Source organism: Enterobacter sichuanensis, from assembly GCF_009036245.1.
Lineage (GTDB): Bacteria > Pseudomonadota > Gammaproteobacteria > Enterobacterales > Enterobacteriaceae > Enterobacter > Enterobacter sichuanensis.
In genome coordinates this window covers 4,624,627-4,648,118 of sequence record NZ_CP027986.1, presented here as the reverse complement: position 1 = coordinate 4,648,118, position 23,492 = coordinate 4,624,627, and the positions used below count along the sequence as shown (strand labels likewise).

The window sequence follows — 23,492 nt, the reverse complement described above, 5'->3', positions numbered from 1 at the left end:
AAACGTCACCTTTATTTTTTAATCGGCAGGAAAACCGAAAACTCGGTATGTCCCGGCCAACTGGTAAATTCAATTTTTCCAGAGTGTTGGTCGATCAAACTGCGGGCAATGGATAATCCCAGGCCGGTCCCGCCTTCGCGCCCGCTGACCATCGGGTAGAACAGGGTATCCTGCAGATGCGAGGGAATACCGGGCCCGTTATCCTCAACGTCGATTCGGGCTGCCAGACGGTAGCGCACGCCATGTAACGTCAACTGGAAAGCGGTGCGGGTGCGTAAAATAATCTCGCCTCCTTCCGGCCCCAGCGCCTGCAGCGCATTGCGCACAATGTTCAACAGGACCTGTTCTATCTGGTCCGGGTCATGCGCCAGTTCCGGCAGGCTTGGGTCGTAATCACGCACCAGCGTGACGTTCTCAGGCAGCTCCATAGAGACGAGTTTCACCACCCGTTCAGCCACTTTATGGATGCTTTCTGTGACATGCATTCCCGGCTGTTGCGGCCCGAGAAGACGATCAACAAGATTACGCAGACGGTCTGCCTGCTCAATGATGACGTTGGTGTACTCCGCCAGCGCAGGGTCGGGCAGCGCCTTGGTCAGAAGCTGCGCTGCGCCGCGTAACCCACCCAGCGGGTTTTTGATTTCATGCGCCAGGCCCCGCACCAGATCGCGGGCGGCAATTTGCTGCGCATGCTGAAGCTGTTCCTGGCTCAGTCGACGCTGATTATCCATCGGCGCCATTTCCAGCAGGATCAATCCTTCAGGAAGACGTTGCGCGGTAAGCGACAGAATATGCGAGCGCCCGTCGATCACCAGCGTCACTTCGTTATCGGTGAACCCCTGGCCCGCCTGCAAACTTTCCTGCATCAGGCCAATATTCAGTGAAAAATAGCTCAGGAGTTCCGGAAGCGGGGTGCCAAACAGTTTACGCGCGCTTTGGGCAAGCAGCTGCTGCGCCGCCGGGTTGGCGTAATGCACGGCCAGCTCGTCATCGACCAGCAAAATGCTGTTAATCAAAGAATTGAGGATCTGCCCAGCATCGGGCAGCGTGCCAGTTGCCATTCAGCAGTCTCCTGGAGTTGTTTGCACTAATTTAGTGCAGTATAGCGTTTTCGGCGTAAAAAGCGCGTGAGATCAGGTTGTTGGTGGAGAAAAAAGCCCATCCGGAGATGGGCTAAAAGTTTCCACGGCAACTACTCCCGGCGCTTGTCACGCCGAGTAAAACAACTTAATTAAACGCTGTAGTACAGTTCGAACTCAACCGGATGCGGAGTCATGCGCACGCGGTCGTTCTCTTCGGTACGCAGGGCGATGTAAGCATCGATAGCGTCGTCAGTGAATACGCCACCTGCAGTCAGGAACTCGCGGTCTGCGTCCAGCGCCTGCAGGGCTTCTTCCAGAGAGCCAGCAACCTGTGGGATCTCTTTCGCTTCTTCTGGCGGCAGGTCGTACAGGTTTTTGTCCATCGCTTCGCCTGGGTGGATCTTGTTCTTAATACCATCCAGACCCGCCATCAGCAGTGCTGCGAAGCACAGGTATGGGTTAGCCGCTGGATCCGGGAAGCGAACTTCGATACGACGCGCTTTAGGAGACGCCACCACCGGGATACGGATAGAAGCAGAACGGTTACGCGCAGAGTAAGCCAGCATCACTGGCGCTTCGTAGCCCGGGACCAGACGCTTGTAGGAGTTAGTGGTTGGGTTCGCCAGGGCGTTGATCGCTTTAGCATGCTTGATTACGCCGCCAATGTAGTACAGCGCCTGCTCAGACAGACCGGCATACTTGTCGCCAGAGAACAGGTTGGTACCGTTCTTGGACAGAGACATGTGGCAGTGCATACCGGAACCGTTATCGCCAAACATCGGTTTTGGCATGAAGGTCGCGGTTTTACCGAAACGGTGCGCAACGTTGTGCACAACGTATTTGTAGATCTGAATTTCGTCCGCTTTTTTGGTCATGGTGTTGAAGCGGGTAGCCACTTCGTTCTGACCAGCAGTTGCCACTTCGTGGTGGTGCGCTTCAACAACCAGGCCCATCTCTTCCATCACCAGACACATGGTGGAACGAATGTCCTGTGCAGAGTCGACCGGAGGAACCGGGAAATAGCCGCCTTTCACGCCAGGACGGTGACCTTTGTTACCACCTTCGTATTTGGTGGAAGAGTTCCATGCGCCTTCGATGTCATCGATAGCAACGTGGGAACCAGAAATAGACGCGCCGAAACGGATGTCATCGAACAGGAAGAATTCTGGCTCTGGCCCGAACAGAACGGTGTCTGCGATGCCGGTAGAACGCAGGTACTCTTCAGCGCGTTTCGCGATAGAACGTGGGTCGCGGTCGTAGCCCTGCAGGGTGCCTGGCTCGAGGATGTCGCAACGGATAATCAGAGTTGGTTCTTCGAAGAACGGATCAATGACCGCAGTGGTTGCATCTGGCATCAGAACCATGTCGGATTCGTTAATGCCTTTCCAGCCACCAATGGAGGAGCCGTCAAACATTTTGCCTTCTTCGAAGAATTCGGCGTTCACCTGATGAGCAGGGATTGTGACGTGCTGTTCTTTACCTTTGGTATCGGTGAAGCGCAGATCAACAAACTTCACTTCATGTTCGTTCAGCATCGTCAAAACGTGTTCAGCGGACATACTTAACTCTCCAGATTGGTCATTGTCGTCGTGGTAACGAGGTCTTCAGTTTCTGTTTGTACTGGCTGTTGCCATGTATTTTTTATAAAGCGAAATCTGTGCCAACTTTTAAAACACCCCAAAAAGGCGTTATCATGCGCACCATAGTGCAAAAGGGCTGCACCACAATGGTTATGTTGCACCAGTATAGTGCTTTAGTGTGAACACCGAGCACCATATTGGTGCAATTTTCGTTAAAGTGTCCTTTTTCGCTCCGTGAAAGCGATCACAAAGCATCTCTGCGATACTTGTTTGCGGAGGATGTTTGTGATCCTGTTTTGTAGTGCGATTAATCCGTGTACAATAACGCGCTATTTCTAATGCCTGAGGCAAAGTTGTGATCGAAAATTTGCGTAACATCGCCATCATCGCGCACGTTGACCATGGTAAAACTACCCTGGTTGATAAGCTGCTGCAGCAATCCGGTACGTTTGATGCGCGTGCCGAAACTCAAGAGCGTGTGATGGACTCCAACGATTTGGAGAAAGAGCGTGGGATTACCATCCTCGCGAAAAACACCGCTATTAAATGGAATGACTACCGTATCAACATCGTTGATACCCCAGGGCACGCCGACTTCGGTGGTGAAGTTGAGCGCGTGATGTCCATGGTGGATTCCGTGCTGCTGGTGGTTGACGCCTTTGACGGCCCTATGCCGCAAACGCGCTTCGTGACCAAAAAAGCATTTGCCCATGGCCTGAAACCTATTGTTGTTATCAACAAGGTTGACCGTCCTGGCGCACGTCCTGACTGGGTTGTTGATCAGGTATTCGACCTGTTCGTTAACCTCGACGCGACCGACGAACAGCTGGACTTCCCTATCATTTACGCTTCGGCGCTGAATGGTATCGCGGGTCTGGATCACGAAGATATGGCGGAAGACATGACCCCGCTGTATCAGGCGATTGTCGATCACGTACCGGCACCGGATGTTGATCTGGATGGTCCACTGCAGATGCAGATCTCCCAGCTGGACTACAACAACTACGTTGGCGTCATCGGTATCGGCCGTATCAAACGCGGTAAAGTGAAGCCAAACCAGCAGGTTACTATCATCGATAGCGAAGGCAAAACCCGTAACGGTAAAGTCGGCAAAGTGCTGACTCACCTGGGTCTGGAGCGTATCGACAGCGATCTGGCTGAAGCGGGCGACATCATCGCTATCACCGGTCTGGGCGAGCTGAACATCTCTGACACCATCTGCGATCCGCAGAACGTGGAAGCGCTGCCAGCCCTGTCTGTTGATGAACCAACCGTTACCATGTTCTTCAACGTCAACACCTCTCCGTTCTGTGGTAAAGAAGGTAAATTCGTTACCTCTCGTCAGATCCTTGACCGCCTGAACAAAGAGCTGGTGCACAACGTTGCGCTGCGCGTTGAAGAAACCGAAGACGCTGATGCATTCCGCGTTTCTGGTCGTGGCGAGCTGCACCTGTCTGTTCTGATCGAAAACATGCGTCGTGAAGGTTTCGAAATGGCGGTTTCCCGTCCGAAAGTTATCTTCCGCGAAATCGACGGCCGTAAACAAGAGCCGTTCGAAAACGTGACGCTGGACGTTGAAGAGCAGCACCAGGGTTCTGTGATGCAGGCGCTGGGTGAGCGTAAAGGTGACCTGAAAAACATGAATCCAGATGGCAAAGGCCGCGTACGTCTCGACTACGTGATCCCAAGCCGTGGCCTGATCGGCTTCCGTTCTGAATTCATGACCATGACCTCTGGTACCGGTCTGCTGTACTCTACCTTCAGCCACTACGACGACGTGCGTCCGGGTGAAGTTGGCCAGCGTAACAACGGCGTACTGATCTCCAACGGTCAGGGTAAGGCGGTTGCGTTTGCGCTGTTCGGTCTGCAGGATCGCGGCAAGCTGTTCCTGGGTCACGGTGCTGAAGTTTATGAAGGCCAGATCATCGGTATTCACAGTCGTTCTAACGACCTGACTGTAAACTGCCTGACCGGTAAGAAACTGACCAACATGCGTGCGTCCGGTACTGACGAAGCAACGGTTCTGGTTCCACCGATCAAGATGACCCTGGAGCAGGCTCTGGAATTCATCGACGACGACGAACTGGTAGAAGTGACGCCACTGTCTATCCGTATCCGTAAACGTCACCTGACCGAGAACGATCGTAAACGTGCAATGCGCGGTGCGAAAGAAGAGTAATTCACTCCTCTCTGGTCAACAAAACCCCGTCCTTGTGGCGGGGTTTTTCTTTTTCAACCCGGCGTGGACTTCATAGCCAAACCTTATCTTTCCCGCTACAGTTACTTTTCCACGGCGAGCAGGAGATAAACATGCTTTATATCTTTGATTTAGGAAACGTAATCGTCGATATCGATTTCAATCGGGTGCTGGGCGCATGGAGCGATTTTAGCCGTGTTCCGCTGGCGACGTTAAAGCAGAATTTCACAATGGGCGAGACCTTCCACCAGCATGAGCGCGGTGAGATCAGCGATGAAGAATTCGCGGAACGTTTCTGCCAGGAGATGGATCTACCGTTAAGCTACGAGCAGTTTTCCCACGGCTGGCAGGCGGTTTTTGTCGCCATACGGCCTGAGGTGATCGACATCATGCATAAATTGCGCGAGCAGGGCCACCGGGTGGTTGTGCTGTCGAATACCAACCGCCTGCACACCACGTTCTGGCCTGAGGAGTACCCTGAGGTTAAGGCCGCCGCAGACAAAATCTACCTCTCTCAGGAGATGGGGATGCGTAAACCTGAAGCGCGAATTTATCAGGCTGTTCTCCAGGCGGAAGGATTTACCGCGGCCGATGCGGTCTTTTTCGACGACAATGCCGATAATATAGAGGGAGCTAACCAGTTGGGTATCACGTCTGTTCTGGTGACCGGAAAAGAGACGATACCAAACTACTTTGCGAAGCAGTTATGCTAAAAACCGTTCATCAAAAAGCCACGCACCATACTCGCCCGCTCAGGGCCTGGCTGAAACTGCTCTGGCACCGCATTGATGAGGACAACATGACCACGCTGGCAGGTAACCTCGCCTACGTGTCGTTGCTCTCGTTAGTGCCGCTGGTGGCGGTTATTTTTGCCCTGTTTTCCGCTTTTCCGATGTTTGCCGACGTCAGCCTGCAGCTTCGCCATTTTGTCTTCGCCAATTTCATTCCCGCAACCGGGGATGTCATACAGAACTACATTGAGCAGTTTGTGGCTAACTCCAGCAAGATGACGGCAGTGGGGGCGTGCGGCCTTATCGTGACGGCACTGTTATTGATGTACGCCATTGATAACGCGCTGAACACTATCTGGCGGAGTAAAAAGACACGGCCAAAGGTGTATTCCTTTGCCGTGTACTGGATGATCCTTACGCTTGGGCCGTTGCTGGCCGGGGCGAGTCTGGCGATCAGTTCGTATCTGCTTTCACTGCGTTGGGCCAGCGATCTCAACGGTGCCATCGATAACGTCTTGCGTATCTTTCCCCTGATTTTATCGTGGCTCTCTTTCTGGCTGCTCTACAGCGTGGTGCCGACCACCCGCGTGCCTAACCGTGATGCCGTTGTCGGGGCGCTGGTGGCGGCGGTACTCTTTGAACTGGGCAAGAAGGGGTTCGCCCTTTACATCACCATGTTTCCCTCCTATCAGCTGATTTATGGCGTGCTGGCGGTGATCCCTATTTTGTTTGTCTGGGTTTACTGGACCTGGTGTATCGTCTTGCTTGGTGCGGAAATAACTGTCACTCTCGGCGTATACCGCGAACTTAAAAAAGCAGCAGAAGCTGAAAAACAACAAGAAGCAGACCAACCATGATTGCATTGATACAGCGCGTAACCCGTGCCAGCGTCACCGTGGAGGGAGAGGTGACGGGTGAAATTGGCCCAGGACTTTTGGTGTTGTTAGGTGTCGAAAAGGATGATGACGAACAAAAAGCCAACCGCTTGTGTGAGCGCGTGCTGGGCTACCGTATTTTCAGCGATGCGGAAGGCAAGATGAACCTGAACGTCCAGCAGGCGGGGGGCAGCGTGCTGGTGGTTTCCCAGTTTACGCTGGCCGCTGATACCGAGCGCGGCATGCGCCCGAGTTTCTCTAAAGGCGCCGCGCCGGATCGTGCAGAAGCACTTTATGAATACTTTGTTGAGCGTTGTCGCCAGCAGGAAATGAATACGCAAACCGGACGATTCGCTGCAGATATGCAGGTTTCGCTGGTGAACGATGGCCCCGTCACATTCTGGCTCCAGGTATGAGCCAGCTGGCGGCGTGGCCGCGGGTAACAAGAGAGAGTACAGCTATGTATCACCTTCGAGTACCGCAAACGGAAGAAGAGTTAGAAGCTTATTACCAGTTCCGCTGGGAAATGCTGCGCAAGCCATTACATCAGCCTAAAGGGTCTGAACGTGACGCCTGGGACGCGATGGCCCACCATCAGATGGTGATGGACGAAGAGGGGAACCTCGTCGCCGTCGGGCGTTTGTATATCAACGCCGATAACGAAGCCTCTATTCGCTTTATGGCGGTTCATCCCTCCGTGCAGGACAAAGGTCTGGGAACGCTGATGGCGATGACCCTGGAGTCCGTTGCCCGCCAGGAAGGCGTTAAGCGCGTCACCTGTAGCGCCCGTGAAGATGCTGTCGAGTTCTTTGCCAAGCTCGGTTTTGTGAATCAGGGGGAGATCACGACCCCGCAAACCACGCCAATTCGCCATTTTTTGATGATTAAACCCATCGCCACGCTGGACGATATCCTCCATCGCGCCGACTGGTGCGGACAGCTCCAGCAGGCCTGGTATCAGCACATTCCGCTCAGTGAAAAAATGGGCGTGCGTATTCAGCAGTACACCGGGCAAAAATTCATTACCACCATGCCGGAAACCGGCAATCAGAACCCGCACCACACGCTGTTTGCCGGCAGCCTCTTTTCGCTCGCCACGCTCACCGGCTGGGGGCTTATCTGGCTAATGCTGCGCGAGCGCCATCTGGGCGGCACGATCATTCTTGCCGATGCGCACATCCGTTATAGCGCTCCGATAAGCGGCAAGCCGAGCGCCGTGGCCGATCTGGGTTCACTGGGTGGCGATCTGGACCGTCTGGCACGCGGTCGCAAGGCCCGCGTACAGATGCAGGTTGAGCTGTTTGGCGATAAAACACCGGGCGCGGTGTTTGAAGGCACCTATATCGTTCTTCCGGCGAAGCCTTTTGGCGCGTATGAAGAGGGTGGGAACGAGGAGGAGTAAGGTTCCCCGATGTTATCACCGGGCGGAGTTGATCCGCCAGGCGATTGCCATAGTAACGTTCTTTTCACTGTATTAATATACAGTTTATAGCCTGGTTTCATGCGGATGAAAACAACAAATTTTGTGAACTCATTGATCTGGAAAGCGGCTCGCAAATACCAGGGAAAAGCCTGGCTGGTGCTTTAATCCGGATTACAGAAAGCGTATGTTGCCTTAAAAATGGACAATAATGATATACTAAGGTGATATATGAGTTTGCTGGCGGAGCTTAACATGGGCAGGATCCTGATCGATTTGTCGGATGACGTTATTCAGCGTCTCGATAACCTCAAACAGCTACGTAACCAACCTCGTGCCGAATTACTGCGTGAAGCAATTGAGCAGTATCTCGACCAGCAGAGTTCTTCGATTATTCGCGATGCGCTTGGCTTGTGGGGAAACCAGCAGGAAGATGGGCTTGAGTATGAACGTAAGTTGCGTGAGGAGTGGTAGGTATGGAACACATGGCGGTGTTTGATACCAATATCCTGATCGACCTTTTCAATAATCGTGTCGAGGCAGCAAATACAATCGAAAGCGCTGCATCGCACCGAGCGATCAGTCTCATCACCTGGATGGAAGTCATGGTGGGGGCACGCAAGTATGGCCATGAAGCGAAAACAGCGGCGTTAATGGGCGCTTTTGAGATTATTGAGGTAAACCGAGATATCGCAGAAAGAAGCGTAATGCTCCGCGAGCGGCATGGCATGAAGCTTCCGGATGCCATTATTTTAGCGACGGCTCAAAGCAGAAATTGCCCGTTAATCACTCGGAATACCAAAGACTTTCAGGGGATCGCCGGAGTAGTTTTACCTTATCAACTGTAGGCCGGGCAAGCACACGCCGCCCGGCACTGTCACAGGGAATTACTCCCCTTCACCCGGGAACAGGAACGGGTTGATAGAGCTGCGGGCAAAGCCCTCCTGCTCCATTTTCGCATCCAGAATCAGCGAGGCGAGATCGTCAGCGACCGCTTCAACTTTCGGGTCTTTTTCCTGATACAGAATCTTCAGGTAGGTCCCGCAGTCACCGCAGCTTTCGGCTTTCACCGCCGCGTCTTCGTTTTCCAGCGACCAGTAGTTCAGATCGCGGGTCTGCTCGCAGTTGCTGCATTTCACACGCACCACATGCCACTCGGTTTCACACAGGTTGCAGTGCAGGTAACGTAGCCCCTGGGTGGTGCCAATTTGTACCATGCTTGAGACCGGCATGGAGCCACACACCGGGCAGAACTGACGCGCTTCACCGTATTCGGCGCGAGCTTTGCCGGGGATCAGGCTTGCCATTTGCGCCCAGTAAAGCGACAGCGCAGCCCAGATGAACGGCGCTTTATCGCTGCTGACCTGTGAGAAGTCGGACGCGAACAGCGCGCTCGCCATCTCTTCCAGCTCCTGCTCGGACGCTTTCTCCAGATTCTCGATGACCGCCAGCGCGGTACCGCTCATCTCAGGCTTCAGCTCGGCAATCAGCGAATGCAGCAGCTTATGCCAGTGCTTGTCGCGCGGCAGGACGTGGATATCGAGCGGCGGCTTGCCCTGCGCGTTGGCTTCTTTGATGCGCGCGGTCAGATCCATTTGCAGCGGATGGTCGTACAGCACCACTTCCTGCGCATGGGCAACCAGCGCGGCAAAACGCAGAAAATCGCCCAGCGGGTTGTTCTCGGCCAGCTCGCGCAGACGCTCTGCGCGGCGGTTGTAGAGGTTCTTGAGTCTGGGGAATAACAACGGCGGAATATATTCCGCCGTGCGTTTCTCGCTCGACCCCAGCTCATCTTGCGGGATTATGCGAATACTCATTCAGATGACTTTTCCTGTTTCTGGCGAACTTCTCGGTACCAGCGCGGGTGATGTTTCTTCGCCCACGTGCTGGTTACCCAGCCTTCCACCATCGCGGTAATGGTGCCTTTTACCCAAAGGGCGGCGTAGATATGCACCATGATAACCACAATTAACGCCACTGCGGCAAATGAATGCAGCATCAGCGCGAATCGGATCACCGGGATTGAGAAAGCAGGCGCAAAGTACGGACGCCAGATGATCACGCCGCTGACCAGCAACAGGACCAGGAAGATAATCGCCGCCCAGAATACGCATTTCTGGCCGAAGTTATAACGCCCGGTGTCACCTACTTCCTCGTTGACGACGATCTTACGAATATTCTTCGCCCAAAAGATATCATCCCGATTGATTAGGTTATGGTGCCAGTAGCGGAAAAACATGATGATAAACGAGGCAAACATCACCACACCCACGAACGGGTGAAGGATGCGCGCCAGCTGTGGCGTTCCCAGTACCTGCATCAGCCAGTTGAAGGAGGGGAAGAAGAACCCCAGCCCGCTTATCGCCGCCAGCATGAAGCAGAAGGCGGTGATCCAGTGGTTGATGCGTTCCGGCGCGGTGTAGCGCACGATGGTGTCACGTTTTTTCATTTGCGCACCTCGTCTTTCTCTTCATGCAGGTTGTCGTCTTCCTCTTCCGCGCGGTTCGGCCCGACGCCGACGTAGTGGAAGATGCTCGCTGCGAAGGTGGCAGCAAAACCAACCGCTGCCAGCGGTTTCCAGATGCCTTTCCAGAATTTCACGGTGGCGCTGATCTCCGGGTTCTCCGGCAGGCCGTGATACAGATTCGGCTTGTCGGCGTGATGCAGCACGTACATCACGTGTGTACCGCCAACCCCGGCCGGATCGTACAGGCCTGCGTTGTCGTAACCACGGGTTTTCAGCTCGCCCACGCGCTCTGCCGCCAGCGTTTTCATATCCTCTTTTGAACCAAAGTGGATAGCGCCGGTTGGGCAGGTCTTCACGCAGGCAGGCTCCTGACCGACGTTAACGCGGTCGACGCACAGCGTACATTTGTAGACGCGGTTGTCTTCCGGGTTCAGTCGCGGCACGTTGAACGGACAGCCCGCGATGCAGTAGCCGCAGCCAATGCACTGCTCAGACTGGAAGTCGACGATACCGTTCGCATACTGAATGATAGCCCCTTCTGACGGGCACGCCTTCAGGCAGCCTGGATCCGCGCAGTGCATACAGCCATCTTTGCGGATAAGCCATTCCAGTTTGTCGTTCTGCTCCACTTCAGAGAAACGCATTACCGTCCAGGACTTGGCGGTCAGATCCGCCGGGTTGTCGTACACCCCGACGTTATGACCCACTTCGTCACGGATGTCGTTCCACTCCGAGCACGCCACCTGACAGGCTTTACAGCCAATACAGGTGGTCACGTCGATGAGCTTAGCCACTTCCTGCTGGTGGTCCCGCGCCTGAGGCGCGGGCGTGAAACTGTTAGTCGCGGAACGACGGATAATGTCCTGAGATTGATAAGCCATAAGTCGTCTCCGTTACACCTTTTCCACGTTCACGAGGAAGGCCTTAAACTCCGGCGTCTGCGTGTTCGCATCGCCGACGAACGGCGTCAGGGTGTTCGCAATGAACCCTTTCTTCGCCACGCCCTCATAACCCCAGTGGATCGGAATACCGATGGTATCCACCTGCTGGCCGTGAACGTTCAGCGTGCGAATACGCTTGGTCACTACGGCCTTGGCTTTGATGTAGCCACGGTTAGAAGAGACCTTAACGGTATCGCCATGGGCAATGCCGAGCTTGTTCGCCAACTTCTCTCCGATCTCCACAAACTGTTCCGGCTGCGCGATGGCGTTAAGCAGCGCGTGCTTGGTCCAGTAGTGGAAGTGTTCGGTCAGACGATAAGTGGTGCCCACATACGGGAACTTGTCTTTTTTCCCCAGCGCGTCGAAATCGCCCTTGAAGATACGGGCTGCCGGGTTAGAGACCACGTTCGGGTGCAGCGGGTTGGTGCCCAGCGGCGTCTCAAACGGCTCGTAGTGTTCCGGGAACGGCCCTTCCGCCATCTTATCGATAGCAAACAGACGTCCCATCCCTTCAGGCTGCATAATAAACGGCCCGACATCGCTACCCGGAGGTGCAGTGCTGTAGTCCGGAATATCCACGCCGCCCCATTTCGCGCCGTCCCATTTCAGCAACTGACGCTTCGGATCCCACGGGTTGCCCTGTGGGTCAGCGGATGCGCGGTTATAGAGGATACGGCGGTTGAGTGGCCATGCCCATGCCCAGCCCAGCGTATTGCCCAGGCCCGACGGGTCGGCGTTATCGCGGTTTGCCATCTGGTTGCCTTTCGGCGTCCAGCTACCGGCAAAGATCCAGCAGCCGCTGGAGGTGGTACCGTCATCACGCAGGTGCGCGAAGGTACTGAGCTGATCGCCTTTCTTCGCCAGCACGGTGCCGGTGGCCGGGTCGATAACGTCCGCCAGCGCCTTACCGTTGCTCTCCATCGCCACTTCTTCCGGCGCTGGATTTTCTGGCGTTGAGTAGTTCCAGGTCATGTTCAGGACCGGTTCCGGGTTCGCGCCGCCTTCTGCCGCGTACATCTTACGCAGGCGTAAGAAGATGCCGGCCAGGATTTCGCCGTCGTTCATGGCGATACCTGGGGCGTCCGCGCCTTTCCAGTGCCACTGCAGCCAGCGTCCGGAGTTGACGATAGAGCCGTTCTCTTCCGCGAAGCAGGTCGATGGCAGGCGGAACACTTCGGTCTGAATCTTCGATGGGTCGACATCGTTCGATTCACCGTGGTTCTGCCAGAACGTTGAGGTCTCGGTATTGAGCGGGTCAATCGTCACCAGGAACTTCAGTTTCGACAGCGACTCAACAACCTTGTTCTTGTTCGGGAACGACGCAACCGGGTTAAAGCCCTGGCACAGATAGCCGTTCACTTTGCCCTGGTGCATCATCTCGAAATACTGCAGAACGTCGTAACCTTTGTCCCACTTCGGCAGCCAGTCAAAGCCCCAGCTGTTTTCCGCCGTCGCTTTGTCGCCGAAGAAGGCTTTCATCATCGAGACGAAGAACTTCGGATAGTTGCCCCAGTAGTTCACCTGGCCTTCGAGCAGCGGTTTAGGCGTGCTGGCGGTCAGGTAGGTTTGCAGGTCGGTCTGTTTCTCGCTTGGCAGGTTCATATAGCCCGGCAGGCTTTGAGACAGCAGGCCGAGGTCGGTCAGGCCCTGAATGTTGGAGTGACCGCGCAGGGCGTTCACGCCACCGCCTGCCATCCCCATGTTACCGAGCAGCAATTGAACCATCGCCATGGTACGGATGTTCTGTGCGCCGATGGAGTGTTGCGTCCAGCCGAGGGCGTACAGGAACGACGCGGTTTTATCTTTCGCGCTGGTTTCGGCGATAAGCTCGCACACCTTCAGGAAGTCCGCCTTCGGTGTACCACAGATGTTCTCGACAACTTCCGGCGTGTAGCGGGAGACGTGCTCTTTCAGCAGGTTCCACACGCAGCGCGGGTGTTGCAGGGTAGTATCGCGCTTCGCAAAGCCTTTCTCGTCCAGCTCGTAGTTCCAGCTGGTTTTGTCGTATTTGCGTTTTTCGGCGTCATAACCGCTGAACAGACCATCTTCGAAGTGGTAATCCTCACGCACGATCAGGCTGGCGTTGGTATAGGCTTCGGTGTATTCGCGGTTATATTTTTCGTTGGTCATCAGGTACAGCAAGACGCCTGACAGGAAAGTGATGTCAGTACCTGAACGAATAGGGGTGTAGAAATCCGCCACCGACGCAGTACGCGTAAAGCGGGGATCGATCACAATCAGTTTCGCACCGTTGTGGATTTTGGCTTCCATCGCCCAGCGGAACCCGACAGGGTGCGCTTCAGCGGCGTTACCGCCCATCACCACAATGAGGTTGGCGTTCTTGATGTCGACCCAGTGGTTGGTCATCGCACCGCGACCAAATGTTGGAGCAAGACTTGCTACCGTTGGTCCGTGTCAGACACGCGCCTGGTTGTCGACCGCGAGCATACCGAGTGCGCGCGTGAATTTCTGGGTTAAATAACCGGTTTCGTTGCTGGAAGCAGAGGCGCACAGCATCCCGGTGGAGAGCCAGCGGTTGACCGTAACGCCGTCGGCGTTCTTCTCAATAAAGTTGGCATCGCGGTCTTCTTTAATCAGTTTAGCGATGCGGTCGAACGCCTCTTCCCAGCTGATTTGCTGCCATTTGTCGGAGCCAGGCGCGCGATATTCAGGGAATTTCAGGCGGCTTTCGGAGTGGATAAAGTCCACCAGACCCGCCCCTTTCGGGCACAACGCGCCGCGGTTGACCGGATGATCCGGGTCGCCTTCGATATGGAAAATAGACGCTTTGGCGTTTTTAGCACCGTCGCCGAGGCTATACATCAACAGCCCGCAACCGACAGAGCAGTACGTACAGGTATTACGGGTTTCGCGGGTGCGTAGCAGTTTATACTGCCGCGTTTCCGCCAGCGCTACGCCGGGCGCAAAGCCCAGTGCCGCTGCCGTGGTGCCTGCCATACCGCCAGCGCAGATCTTAAAGAACTGCCTTCTGCTGACCTGCATGGGTCACTCCTTGTTTCGACATTGCTTACATATAGTGTTTTGACTTCGCGGTTGAAGAAGGACCGCAAAGGAAAAAATTTGCGTTAATCCCTCAATTCCACGAGGGATATCATCAGAATACCACAATGTTGGTACCGCTGTTCTAATGGCGTTAATACAAAGTGAACGTATTATCACCATGCTGATTATAAAGTGTGATATTGATCACATTAACAGCGCTGCATGTTAAAGCGGTGTAGCGGGCGCCAGGTTGCACCCCTTCTGAATGAGTAGGAGAATGGTTGCCGAATAGTTGATCCATACTATGCGTAAAGCCTGTGGTTTGTGCTGCAATAGCAGGCTTACCTTCGTGGTTGTTCAGGAATAGCGCTGTGTCTAAACAAAATCGTGCCCCCCATTCATCACCCCTGCCTGCCGGCATTGTGGAATTGTCGGTACACAGGCCGCCCCACATTGCCCACGCCACGCCTGATTATCTGGCGGAAGAGGTGCCTGTTGCACTCGTTTACAACGGCATCTCGCATGTGGTGATGATGGCTTCGCCAAAAGATCTCGAACTGTTCGCGACAGGATTCTCCCTTTCGGAAGGCATCATTGAGCACCCGCAGGAGATCTACGGCATGGACGTGGTGCAGGCATGCAACGGCCTTGAGGTGCAAATCGAACTCTCCAGCCGCCGCTTTATGGGGTTAAAAGAGCGCCGTCGCGCACTGGCCGGGCGCACCGGCTGCGGCGTGTGTGGTGTTGAGCAGCTCAACGATATTGGCAAGCCTGTTGTACCTCTGCCGTTCACGCAGACCTTTAATCTGGCACACCTCGACTATGCGCTTGAGCATCTCAACGATGTTCAGCCCATCGGCCAGCTGAGCGGCTGCACGCACGCAGCAGCGTGGGTATTGCCGTCGGGCGATATTGCCGGGGGACATGAGGACGTTGGCCGCCACGTGGCGCTGGATAAGCTGCTGGGTCGTCGTGCGCGGGAAAGTGAGGTCTGGCAGCAGGGCGCGGCACTTGTTTCCAGCCGCGCCAGCTATGAGATGGTGCAAAAATCGGCGATGTGCGGGGTGGAGATCCTGTTTGCCGTATCGGCGGCAACCACGCTGGCGGTAAAGGTGGCGGAGCGCTGCAACCTGACGCTGGTGGGCTTCTGCAAGCCGGGAAGGGCAACCATTTATACCCATCCACAGCGATTAATAGTTGATCAGTAATTTTGAATGATAATAGCAAATCCTTCCGCTTTTAGTTGTTCGTGATGAGGTCTAGTATTTATCACATCAAGGCACGGTGCCTTATCTAAACAACTTAATGAAAGGGTTTAAATCATGAAAAGCATCAAAACTTTTGTCGCTGTAATCGCTCTGGCTGCTTCTTTCGGTTCTTTCGCTGCGCAGACCGTGACTGCAACCGCCTCTACCATTGACGGCGCAGAAGCGAAAATCGCGGCTCAGGCTCAGGAAGCGGGTGCATCATCTTACAAAATTACTCAGGCGTTCTCGGGTAACCGCGTTCACATGACCGCCGAACTGAACAAATAAGTGATATTGCCGCTGTCCCTGCTCTTCGGAGCCGGGACAGGTTTACACCCACGACTCCTTCCTCGATTCTCCCGCACATCTTCCAGGCATTTTCTTATTAACGAAACAATAACTGTAAAAATCTCCCTTCTTTGGTTACTTTTGTTTGAAATTAATCATAATAATACACAGTTTTAATATAGGGTCAGACCAGATCCCTGCATATATTTATCAATTATATATTCAATAAAAATATGTGTAATGTTCAACTCTTAGGATTTCCTCAGGCGCAAATCCTAAAATCATTTTGAATTATTGTTCGCGTTAATTTGTGGTGCTATTTTCCAGACGCAAATTTTGTAGTGCTGATATCCAGACCAGATATTCATTATTTGGTTTGTTTTCTATTTCACTCACATAAGGAAATAAAATGAACGCGATGTTTAAAAAAGGGGTGCTGGCCTCCGTGCTGGCTGTCGCGGCGTCTTCGGCAATAGCGGGAACCAGCCTTGATCTGCAGGTGAGCGGTAAAGTTGTTCCATCCTCCTGTACGCCTTCTGTTGTAGGCGGCAGCGGTAATGCTGATTTTGGTACGGTTAAAGCAACTGAGTTAAACTACAACACGGTAACATCTCTTCCGGGTACGAAAGTTGTCTCTATTTCCATTACCTGCGAAACTCCTACGCGTTTTGGTGTGACGTTTAACGATGCGCACGCTGACTCCGCGCCAACCGAATACTTGTCTACCGCGTTTAGCGATCTGGAATTTTTATTAAGCCCTGCAAGTACAGCAGGGTTGGGCATGTTTAACGGTAAGAAGATTGGCGCTTATGCCATGGGTATTCAGAGGGATAAGGGTACCGCGACAGACGATACGGGTGCGTCGCTGCATCCAGTATATTCGAAGGATGCTACCGCGACTACGGATTGGCACGCAAAAAACGGGCTTCATTATCTGCAAGTTGTTACGGATAAAAGTGAGACATACGGTTTCGCCAACGATACCGTTAATGATCGACCTGCCGTGCTGAAACAAGTTAATTTCAACATCGGCATCGTGGCGCAGATTAACCCAGCGAGTGAGCTGGATATTAGCGACGAATTAACGCTGGACGGTTTAACCAACATTGAGCTGGTTTATCTGTAATAGCCTCAAAGTAAACACTCCACATCTGTGGAGTGTTATTTAAATATTAATGGACTAATATTATGTTGTTTTTGAAAAGAACGCTGATTTGTACCTGCCTGTTAACCTCGTTTAATGCCCTGGCTGCTGGAATGGTGCCAGAAACTCCATTGCTGATCGTTAAAGAAGATGAGCAGGGTGCCAGTATGGACGTCAAAAACACGGATGCCGATGCCCAATTGCTGTATACCAAACTGGTTGACCTACCCGATGATCCAAAGCCTGGCCTGATTGTGACACAGCCGGTTGTACGTGTTGACGCGGGCAAAACCCAGCGCGTGCGCTTTGTACTGAAAAGCAGCGCAGAGCCGCTGAAGGTGGAACACATCAAGCGCGTCATTTTTACCGCTATCCCGCAGCGTGAAAAAAATAAAGTAAAAGTCGCATTCAGCCAAAACCTGCCCGTTATTATTCGCCCGGCCGGATTGGCAGTCAATCTCGAACCCTGGAAAGACTTAAAATGGCAAATGAATAACGGCAACGTCACTGTCGAGAATAAAACCCCTTACGTTGTTCGTATGGAGCAAAAAGCAAAATTATTGCCATCAGGTAAGACCGTTCAATTCGCTAAGGCGTATATTTTGCCGGGTGAAAAAATTTCGGCGAGTGCGAAAGAGAAAATAACTTCGGCAGAAAAACAGATTGAAATATATCCTGTCTCCCGTTATGGCTATCAAGTGCAAAGTTATCTGACAGATCTACAAGAATAACCACTCATTTAATAGCGCATGGAGTAGTCATGTTAACAGTTTCCTGTAAAAAGGGAATGCTGGCGTTTTGCTTGACGGCGCTCGCTTTTAGTATTCGGGCAGAAATAAATCCGACAGCGAATGAACCAATGGCGTCAGACCGGGCGAAATTTGATGTTGAAGCGTTAACATCCCACGGTCTTGACCCCTCCATTGCTGAATATTATTCCATGGCTCCCCGTTTTACTCCCGGCAACCATAACGTGACTGTGAATGTTAACGGTACGCAGCGTATTCTTATGCCGGTGAAATTTGATGAAGAAGGTAACCCCTGTATTGATGACGAGTTTCTAAAAAATGCGGGGCTGATTAAAAAAGACACACAAGACACCTGCCCTAAAATTGAACAATACTGGTCTGGTTCGACTCTTCAGTCTTCCCCGGATATTGAAGAAATATCGGTCGTGGTTCCACCAGAGGCGTTGGACCCTGATTTCGGACGTCAATTAGTAGAAGTGCAGGGTGGCCGTGCGGCAATGCTGAATTATTCCATGTTCGGCACCCACAACCAGTATGACGGTGATAATTCCGACCGTTTCCAGTCTACGTTAGAACTGGGCTTTAACGCCGGGGACTGGATTGTACGCAGCACGCAGTTTATTAGCGACGGCAGCGATCAGCGCTTTGACTTTTCCTCACTCAATACCTACGCCCAGCGTACCTTTACCGATTATGGCGTGATGGTGCAGGGCGGTCAGATTAACGTGGCCAATAGTCGCTTCAGTATTCCGGTTATTTACGGTGTACAGATGATGCCAGATAACGCGCTTTCGCCTCAGACGGGGACGGGCGTGGAAGTGAACGGGATCGCCCGAAATCCTCAGGCGCGTGTCGATATTCGCCAGGGCGGACAGCTGATTTATTCGACGCTGGTGCCTGCCGGGCCGTTTAGCCTAGACGACGTACCGCTGGCTAACCTCAACACCGACCTGAACGTCACGGTGACCGAGACCGACGGCAGCGAAAACCGCTTTACCGTGGCGGCGAGTACCTTTCGCAGCAGCCACGTGGGGCGCGCACCGGGCTTTAGCATGGCGGTAGGCCGTGTTGAAAGCGACATGGAATCGCGCCTCGAAAAACCGTGGGTGGTCTCGGCCAATAACGGCTGGTCTATCAACAGGCGCATGAATGTCGTCGCCGGTATGGTGATGGCGGATAACCGCTATTACGGTTTCTCCGGCAACCTCGATACCACGCCGACGCAGAACCTGTATGCCTCGCTCGGTTTTCTGGCGTCGTTAGACAACCAGACGCAAACGAAGGGCAACAAAACGACGCTGGATGTAGGCTATGCGCTGCCGTGGGGCATCGGCATTTCGATGGGCGGCAGCTACGGTACGCCGGATTACCGTGAAATGACGGAGCTTTACGATGAAGACGACGATATGTCGCAAACCAAATACGACACCAACATAGGTATTAACTGGTCCAACACCACGCTTGGCCGCTTCTCCCTTAGCTACTACCGCAACGAGAGATGGAACAGCGAGAACAATAGCCGCCGTTTCGTCTCTTCATGGTCGCAAACCTTCAAATATTTCAACCTGAGTGTGAACTGGGAATCGGATGTCAGCCGCAACGACGACAGTGATAACGATCAGTTTTACGTGAACGTGTCGATCCCGCTCGGCCGTACGGGCGTCAGCACCAGCTCCTGGTATCGTGATAGCGAAGGCAAGCGTTCCTACGGTACGCGCGCGATGGGATCGTTCAATGAGGCGAACCAGTATGCGGTTGGCGTCTCTCAGGATCATGATGAGAACAGCACCAGCTGGGACAGCTCACTGAACAGCAATCTGCATTACACCAGCCTGGCGCTGGCGGCTGGGGGCGATAACAACAGCAACACCAACTATTCCGCGTCGCTGAGCGGCGGGATGGTGGTGCACGGCGACGGCGTGACCTTCTCGCCTTATCAGGTGGCTGACACCTATGCCATCGCTAAGCTGGATAAACCGGCGGCAGGCGTCGAGATTGGCACCGCGCGTGGCCCGGTATGGACGGATAAATGGGGTCAGGCGGTGATCCCTGTGCTGTCACCATTCCAGGAAAGCACGATTGAGATCAACACCGAAAAGCTGCCAGGCAACCTGGATGTCAGAAACGGCAGAACGGCGATCAAGGCCTCTCATGGCGCCGTGGCGAAGTGGGAGTTTGAGATGCTAAGCCAGCGCCGCGTGCTGCTGGCTATCAGCCGCGCGGACGGTACGCCGCTGCCGGAAGGTATCCCGATTGTGGACGAAGCGGGTGAATACATCACTACGGCACCCGAAGACGGCGTGATCTTCCTGAACGATATCTCTGCCAACCAGCAGCTCTACGCGACGGTGGAGGGAGAGCGTTGCAAGCTGACGTATACCCTGCCGGAGGAAAAACCGAATACATTCTACGAAGAGGTGACAGGGAAGTGTCTTTGAATAACATTCATAAGTACGTGATGTTGGCCGCGTTGCTCTGCGGACCGGCAGCCGCGCAGGCTGATGATGGCGAATGCAAAATGATGTCCGCCGTGAAGACAATCGACTACGGTCGTTATCGTAAAGACGATATGCGAAAGGGTTCTGCTGAGCATGTGGGCAAAGTTTATAACGGTTATGCCTCGGTAACGCGGGAACTGCGGGTGTCGGTGATGTGTCCGGATGCGCGTAAAATGCGGATCTCAATCAACGGCGCTGCCCGACAAAACAGGGCCTGGCGATACACCGATAACGGCGCGATGAAGATCGCATTCAAGGATGGCCGCATGGACGGGAAGAGTGTGCAACTGGCCGCTGTCGATATTGGTGCGGTGGTGGTTCAGGGAGGGGCGCCAGAAGTGACATTGCCGCCAGAAAAAGCGCTGGCTGCCGTTAACGGGATAGAAGTGGCGGGAGAGCAGTTCACCGTGACCATGATGGTGACGACCTACCTGTCAGAGAAAGCCTTCAGCGTGACCAACGCCACCGATCTTACCGAGACGCTGACGCTGAGCGTCGATACCCTTCCAGCGCAATAACCCTTTTGATACCCGACAGAGTAGTATGCCGGGCATCATTCTTAGTGGATCCCCGCCACACGCAGCAGTGCGGTGACTACTGCCGCCGCTATGATGACCACAATTAACGGCATTTTTCGCCAGGCCAGAAACACCGCAAACGCGACACCCACTACGCGTGCCATCCCGGCAAAATGGTCACCTTCATAAAATGTGGTCGCCAGCGCCACGGAAAACAGCAACACCGTTGCCGCATCTGACAGCAACGCCTGTGAACGCTCCGATAATGCCAGCCTGCTGCCGAGTTTTGCCCCGCCAAGACGCATCAGATATGTTCCCGCAGACAAAATTGCGATACCAAGAATAAAAAACGTCATATTTCCCATTATTTTTTCCTCGCCGCGAGACCCAGTAAAGAGAGCAGAACCGGTAAGCCCACCGGGGCAAACGGCACGGCGGCCAGCGACAGAATGGCACCGCTGCAGGCGCGGATGAGCGTGGTACGGTTTTTAAACGCGGGAACCACAAGTGCCAGCAATATGGCCGGGAAGACCGCATCCAGGCCAATGGTTTCCGGATCCGGTAGCAATTTGCCGACCATAGCGCCCAGCAGGGCCCCCAGTGGCCAGATAATCGCCACCCCTAAACCGCATAGCCAGTAGGCCGCCTTGCGCTGTTCGGGCGTTTTCTGCGACAGGCCAAACACCACGCTTTCGTCGTTCATGATGTGGCAGCCAAGAAAGCTCAGCCCCCGTTTGCCCACCAGTTCACGCACCGTCACACCAAACGGCACATGACGCGCGTTGACCAGCAACCCCGCCGCCGCCGCTGCCAGCGGGTTACCGCCGCTCGCCACAATACCAATAAACATAAATTCGGACGCGCCCGCGAGCACGGTAATGGAGAGCACAAACGGGACCCAGACCGGAAAACCGTAGGCCATTGCCAGTGAGCCGTATGACATCCCGACCACGCCGACCGCGAGGCAAACCAGGATGATCGCTTTAATGGTGTCGCCTTTCAGACAAGAGAGATGATGCTTCATACAATTTTAGCCATATCGAACGTTTATCCATTATAATGAACGCAACTGAACTGTTTTTCAAGATGAACGATTCGTTCGATATATAGAACAAGAGGCCGTTTTATGACGCAGCCAATCAGCGTGATCGCCAAAAGTCTGGTGCGTGAACGCCTGCGAACCGGACTTTCACTGGCGGAAATTGCCCGCCGTGCCGGGATCGCTAAATCCACGCTTTCACAGCTGGAGTCCGGCAACGGTAACCCTAGCCTGGAAACGCTGTGGTCGCTCTGCGTGGCGCTGGATATTCCTTTTGCCCGCTTGCTTGAGCCACAGCTTCCGACCACGCAGGTGATCCGCCGCGGCGAGGGGACGAAAGTGGTCGCCGGGCAGGCGAACTACGAAGCCATTTTGCTGGCGGCATGCCCCCCGGGTGCACGCCGTGATATCTACCTTCTGATGACCCAACCGGGTGCCGATCGTCTCTCTCAGCCACATTCACCTGGCTCGGTTGAACATATTATTGTGACGCAGGGACGTGCGCTGGTCGGGTTGCTCGACGCCGCGGAAGAGCTTGGGGCAGGGGACTATATTTGCTACCCCGCAGACCAGCCGCATATCTTTAAAGCCCTGGAGCCAGACACCTACGCGCTGCTGGTGGCGGAACAAAATTAACGAAGATACGGAAAATCATGTCGCTTAAAGCTATCGCTAAAGAACTGGGGCTGTCTGTTACCACCGTCAGCCGGGCGCTTAACGGGTATGATGACGTCTCCGCCGAGACGCGCGCCCGCGTGGAAGCGGAGGCCCAGCGCCGTGGCTATCGACCAAATACGTTTGCCCGCCGCCTGAAGATGGGCAAAATTGATGCCGTCGGGCTCGTTTTTCCGGTGCATCCTGTTCCGCTCAATAACAGCGTTTTTATGGACATGGTCGGCGAAATCAGCCACGAACTGGCGCGACATGAAATCGACTTACTGCTCATCGCCGATGATGATCTGGCGGACAAGCACAGCTATATGCGCATGGTCCAAAGCCGGCGCGTGGATGCGCTGATTGTGGCGCATACGCTGGATCACGATCCGCGTCTTGAGCAGCTTCAGGCCGCCGGGTTCCCGTTCCTGGCGCTCGGGCGCAGCCAACTGCCGCAGCCGTATGCGTGGTTCGATTTCGATAACTATGCCGGCACGTATCACGCCACCCGTTGGCTGATCGAGAAAGGGCATCAACGCATTGCGCTACTGGGCGAAAGCAACAATCAGGCATTTATCACCCAGCGTCGCCAGGGCTATCTGGACGCGTTACGGGAAGCCGGGCTGTCCAGCGAGTGGCTGCGCGCTATGCCCCCTTCGCGCCGCGTGGGGTATGCCACCACGAAAGCGCTGCTCGCTCTGCCGCAGCCCCCCACGGCCATCATTACCGACTGCAACACCCACGGCGACGGCGCGGCAATGGCGCTGGCGCAGATGGGACGCCTTACTGGCGAGAATGCCGTCTCGCTGGTGGTCTACGACGGCTTACCCCAGGACAGCATTGTTGATATCGACGTGGCGGCAGTGATCCAGTCTACCCGTCAGGGCGTCGGGAAGCAGATTGCCGATATGGTGCGCCAGCTGATTAACGGCGACGATATCGACACGCTTCAGGTGCTCTGGCAGCCGGAATTCTTCCCAGGCCAGACGGCTTAAATCTCGTAAAATTCCAAAGCCGATCACAGATCCGAAACGTTTTGGTTTGTATCCGAAACGTTTC

At 54.2% G+C, this 23,492-nt stretch carries 23 protein-coding genes; 15 read left to right on the top strand and 8 right to left on the bottom strand.

All coding sequences use genetic code 11. The features are described 5' to 3' along the window. Positions 1-11: 11 nt before the first annotated feature. Together glnL and glnA are read right to left on the bottom strand one after the other, a co-directional pair. Positions 12-1,061, bottom strand: coding sequence for a nitrogen regulation protein NR(II) (gene glnL, locus C1N69_RS22425; RefSeq protein ID WP_008501857.1), 1,050 nt, complete (start codon positions 1,059-1,061; stop codon positions 12-14). Between the two features lie 170 nt (positions 1,062-1,231). After that, on the bottom strand, positions 1,232-2,641 hold the full coding sequence (gene glnA / locus C1N69_RS22420) for a glutamate--ammonia ligase (protein ID WP_008501856.1): 1,410 nt from the start codon (positions 2,639-2,641) through the stop codon (positions 1,232-1,234). Between the two features lie 376 nt (positions 2,642-3,017). Here glnA and typA point away from each other — a divergent pair, with 376 nt between their 5' ends. The 7 genes from typA (at position 3,018) to C1N69_RS22385 (ending at position 8,733) form a co-directional block, all read left to right on the top strand. Further along, the gene (gene typA, locus C1N69_RS22415) at positions 3,018-4,841 is read left to right on the top strand and encodes a ribosome-dependent GTPase TypA (RefSeq protein ID WP_008501854.1); all 1,824 of its coding nucleotides are present in this window, start codon (positions 3,018-3,020) and stop codon (positions 4,839-4,841) included. A 131-nt stretch (positions 4,842-4,972) separates the two neighbouring features. Next, the gene (gene yihX, locus C1N69_RS22410; protein ID WP_047959731.1) at positions 4,973-5,572 is read left to right on the top strand and encodes a glucose-1-phosphatase; all 600 of its coding nucleotides are present in this window, start codon (positions 4,973-4,975) and stop codon (positions 5,570-5,572) included. Next, positions 5,566-6,447 carry a virulence factor BrkB family protein gene (locus tag C1N69_RS22405; RefSeq protein WP_045285692.1) on the top strand — a complete coding sequence of 294 codons (882 nt, stop codon included), beginning with the start codon at positions 5,566-5,568 and terminating at the stop codon, positions 6,445-6,447. Before yihX ends, C1N69_RS22405 begins: the two co-directional genes overlap by 7 nt. Further along, a complete protein-coding gene (gene dtd, locus C1N69_RS22400) occupies positions 6,444-6,881 on the top strand; it encodes a D-aminoacyl-tRNA deacylase (protein WP_008501836.1) in 438 nt (145 codons plus the stop codon). The genes C1N69_RS22405 and dtd overlap by 4 nt, the downstream gene beginning before the upstream one ends. A gap of 44 nt (positions 6,882-6,925) precedes the next feature. Continuing rightward, complete coding sequence (gene fabY / locus C1N69_RS22395; RefSeq protein WP_025759561.1) at positions 6,926-7,867, top strand: fatty acid biosynthesis protein FabY; 942 nt, start codon at positions 6,926-6,928, stop codon at positions 7,865-7,867. A 249-nt stretch (positions 7,868-8,116) separates the two neighbouring features. Next, on the top strand, positions 8,117-8,359 hold the full coding sequence (locus C1N69_RS22390) for a ribbon-helix-helix protein, CopG family (protein ID WP_059386317.1): 243 nt from the start codon (positions 8,117-8,119) through the stop codon (positions 8,357-8,359). 2 nt (positions 8,360-8,361) lie between these two features. Beyond that, positions 8,362-8,733 carry a type II toxin-antitoxin system VapC family toxin gene (locus C1N69_RS22385; protein ID WP_059386316.1) on the top strand — a complete coding sequence of 124 codons (372 nt, stop codon included), beginning with the start codon at positions 8,362-8,364 and terminating at the stop codon, positions 8,731-8,733. Positions 8,734-8,772: 39 nt separating this feature from the next. On the opposite strand, the gene fdhE is transcribed toward C1N69_RS22385, so the two are convergent. The 4 genes from fdhE to fdnG are packed head-to-tail and all read right to left on the bottom strand — an operon-like array spanning position 8,773 to position 14,296. Continuing rightward, positions 8,773-9,702 (bottom strand): formate dehydrogenase accessory protein FdhE, encoded by a 930-nt coding sequence (fdhE, locus tag C1N69_RS22380; RefSeq protein ID WP_025759557.1) that lies wholly within the window; start codon positions 9,700-9,702, stop codon positions 8,773-8,775. Beyond that, positions 9,699-10,334: a formate dehydrogenase cytochrome b556 subunit gene (gene fdoI, locus C1N69_RS22375; protein ID WP_045285696.1), complete on the bottom strand. Its 636-nt coding sequence runs from the start codon at positions 10,332-10,334 to the stop codon at positions 9,699-9,701. The genes fdhE and fdoI overlap by 4 nt, the downstream gene beginning before the upstream one ends. Continuing rightward, positions 10,331-11,233: a formate dehydrogenase subunit beta gene (gene fdxH, locus C1N69_RS22370; RefSeq protein WP_025759554.1), complete on the bottom strand. Its 903-nt coding sequence runs from the start codon at positions 11,231-11,233 to the stop codon at positions 10,331-10,333. The genes fdoI and fdxH overlap by 4 nt, the downstream gene beginning before the upstream one ends. Positions 11,234-11,245: 12 nt before the next feature. Then, a complete protein-coding gene (fdnG, locus tag C1N69_RS22365; RefSeq protein ID WP_094919434.1) occupies positions 11,246-14,296 on the bottom strand; it encodes a formate dehydrogenase-N subunit alpha in 3,051 nt (1,016 codons plus the stop codon). A gap of 371 nt (positions 14,297-14,667) precedes the next feature. Here fdnG and fdhD point away from each other — a divergent pair, with 371 nt between their 5' ends. The 6 genes from fdhD to C1N69_RS22335 all read left to right on the top strand — a co-directional run bounded on the left by fdhD (position 14,668) and on the right by C1N69_RS22335 (position 20,740). After that, positions 14,668-15,504, top strand: a complete 837-nt coding sequence (gene fdhD / locus C1N69_RS22360; RefSeq protein ID WP_155031883.1) for a formate dehydrogenase accessory sulfurtransferase FdhD — start codon at positions 14,668-14,670, stop codon at positions 15,502-15,504. A gap of 114 nt (positions 15,505-15,618) precedes the next feature. Further along, positions 15,619-15,831, top strand: coding sequence for a YdgH/BhsA/McbA family protein (locus C1N69_RS22355; protein WP_021242795.1), 213 nt, complete (start codon positions 15,619-15,621; stop codon positions 15,829-15,831). Positions 15,832-16,240: 409 nt separating this feature from the next. Next, on the top strand, positions 16,241-16,957 hold the full coding sequence (locus tag C1N69_RS22350) for a DUF1120 domain-containing protein (protein ID WP_059386313.1): 717 nt from the start codon (positions 16,241-16,243) through the stop codon (positions 16,955-16,957). A gap of 62 nt (positions 16,958-17,019) precedes the next feature. Beyond that, a complete protein-coding gene (locus C1N69_RS22345) occupies positions 17,020-17,706 on the top strand; it encodes a fimbria/pilus chaperone family protein (protein ID WP_059386312.1) in 687 nt (228 codons plus the stop codon). A 29-nt stretch (positions 17,707-17,735) separates the two neighbouring features. Next, a complete protein-coding gene (locus C1N69_RS22340; RefSeq protein WP_155031882.1) occupies positions 17,736-20,162 on the top strand; it encodes a fimbrial biogenesis usher protein in 2,427 nt (808 codons plus the stop codon). After that, positions 20,153-20,740 carry a DUF1120 domain-containing protein gene (locus C1N69_RS22335; protein WP_155031881.1) on the top strand — a complete coding sequence of 196 codons (588 nt, stop codon included), beginning with the start codon at positions 20,153-20,155 and terminating at the stop codon, positions 20,738-20,740. Before C1N69_RS22340 ends, C1N69_RS22335 begins: the two co-directional genes overlap by 10 nt. Positions 20,741-20,781: 41 nt before the next feature. Here C1N69_RS22335 and C1N69_RS22330 read toward each other — a convergent pair whose 3' ends face one another. Beyond that, a complete protein-coding gene (locus tag C1N69_RS22330; RefSeq protein ID WP_155031880.1) occupies positions 20,782-21,105 on the bottom strand; it encodes an AzlD domain-containing protein in 324 nt (107 codons plus the stop codon). Beyond that, positions 21,105-21,764, bottom strand: coding sequence for an AzlC family ABC transporter permease (locus C1N69_RS22325; protein ID WP_155031879.1), 660 nt, complete (start codon positions 21,762-21,764; stop codon positions 21,105-21,107). Before C1N69_RS22325 ends, C1N69_RS22330 begins: the two co-directional genes overlap by 1 nt. A gap of 102 nt (positions 21,765-21,866) precedes the next feature. Between C1N69_RS22325 and C1N69_RS22320 the strand changes: the two genes are divergently transcribed. Continuing rightward, positions 21,867-22,415, top strand: a complete 549-nt coding sequence (locus C1N69_RS22320; RefSeq protein ID WP_025760217.1) for a helix-turn-helix domain-containing protein — start codon at positions 21,867-21,869, stop codon at positions 22,413-22,415. Between the two features lie 17 nt (positions 22,416-22,432). Then, positions 22,433-23,428 carry a LacI family DNA-binding transcriptional regulator gene (locus C1N69_RS22315; protein WP_059386309.1) on the top strand — a complete coding sequence of 332 codons (996 nt, stop codon included), beginning with the start codon at positions 22,433-22,435 and terminating at the stop codon, positions 23,426-23,428. Positions 23,429-23,492 lie beyond the last annotated feature (64 nt).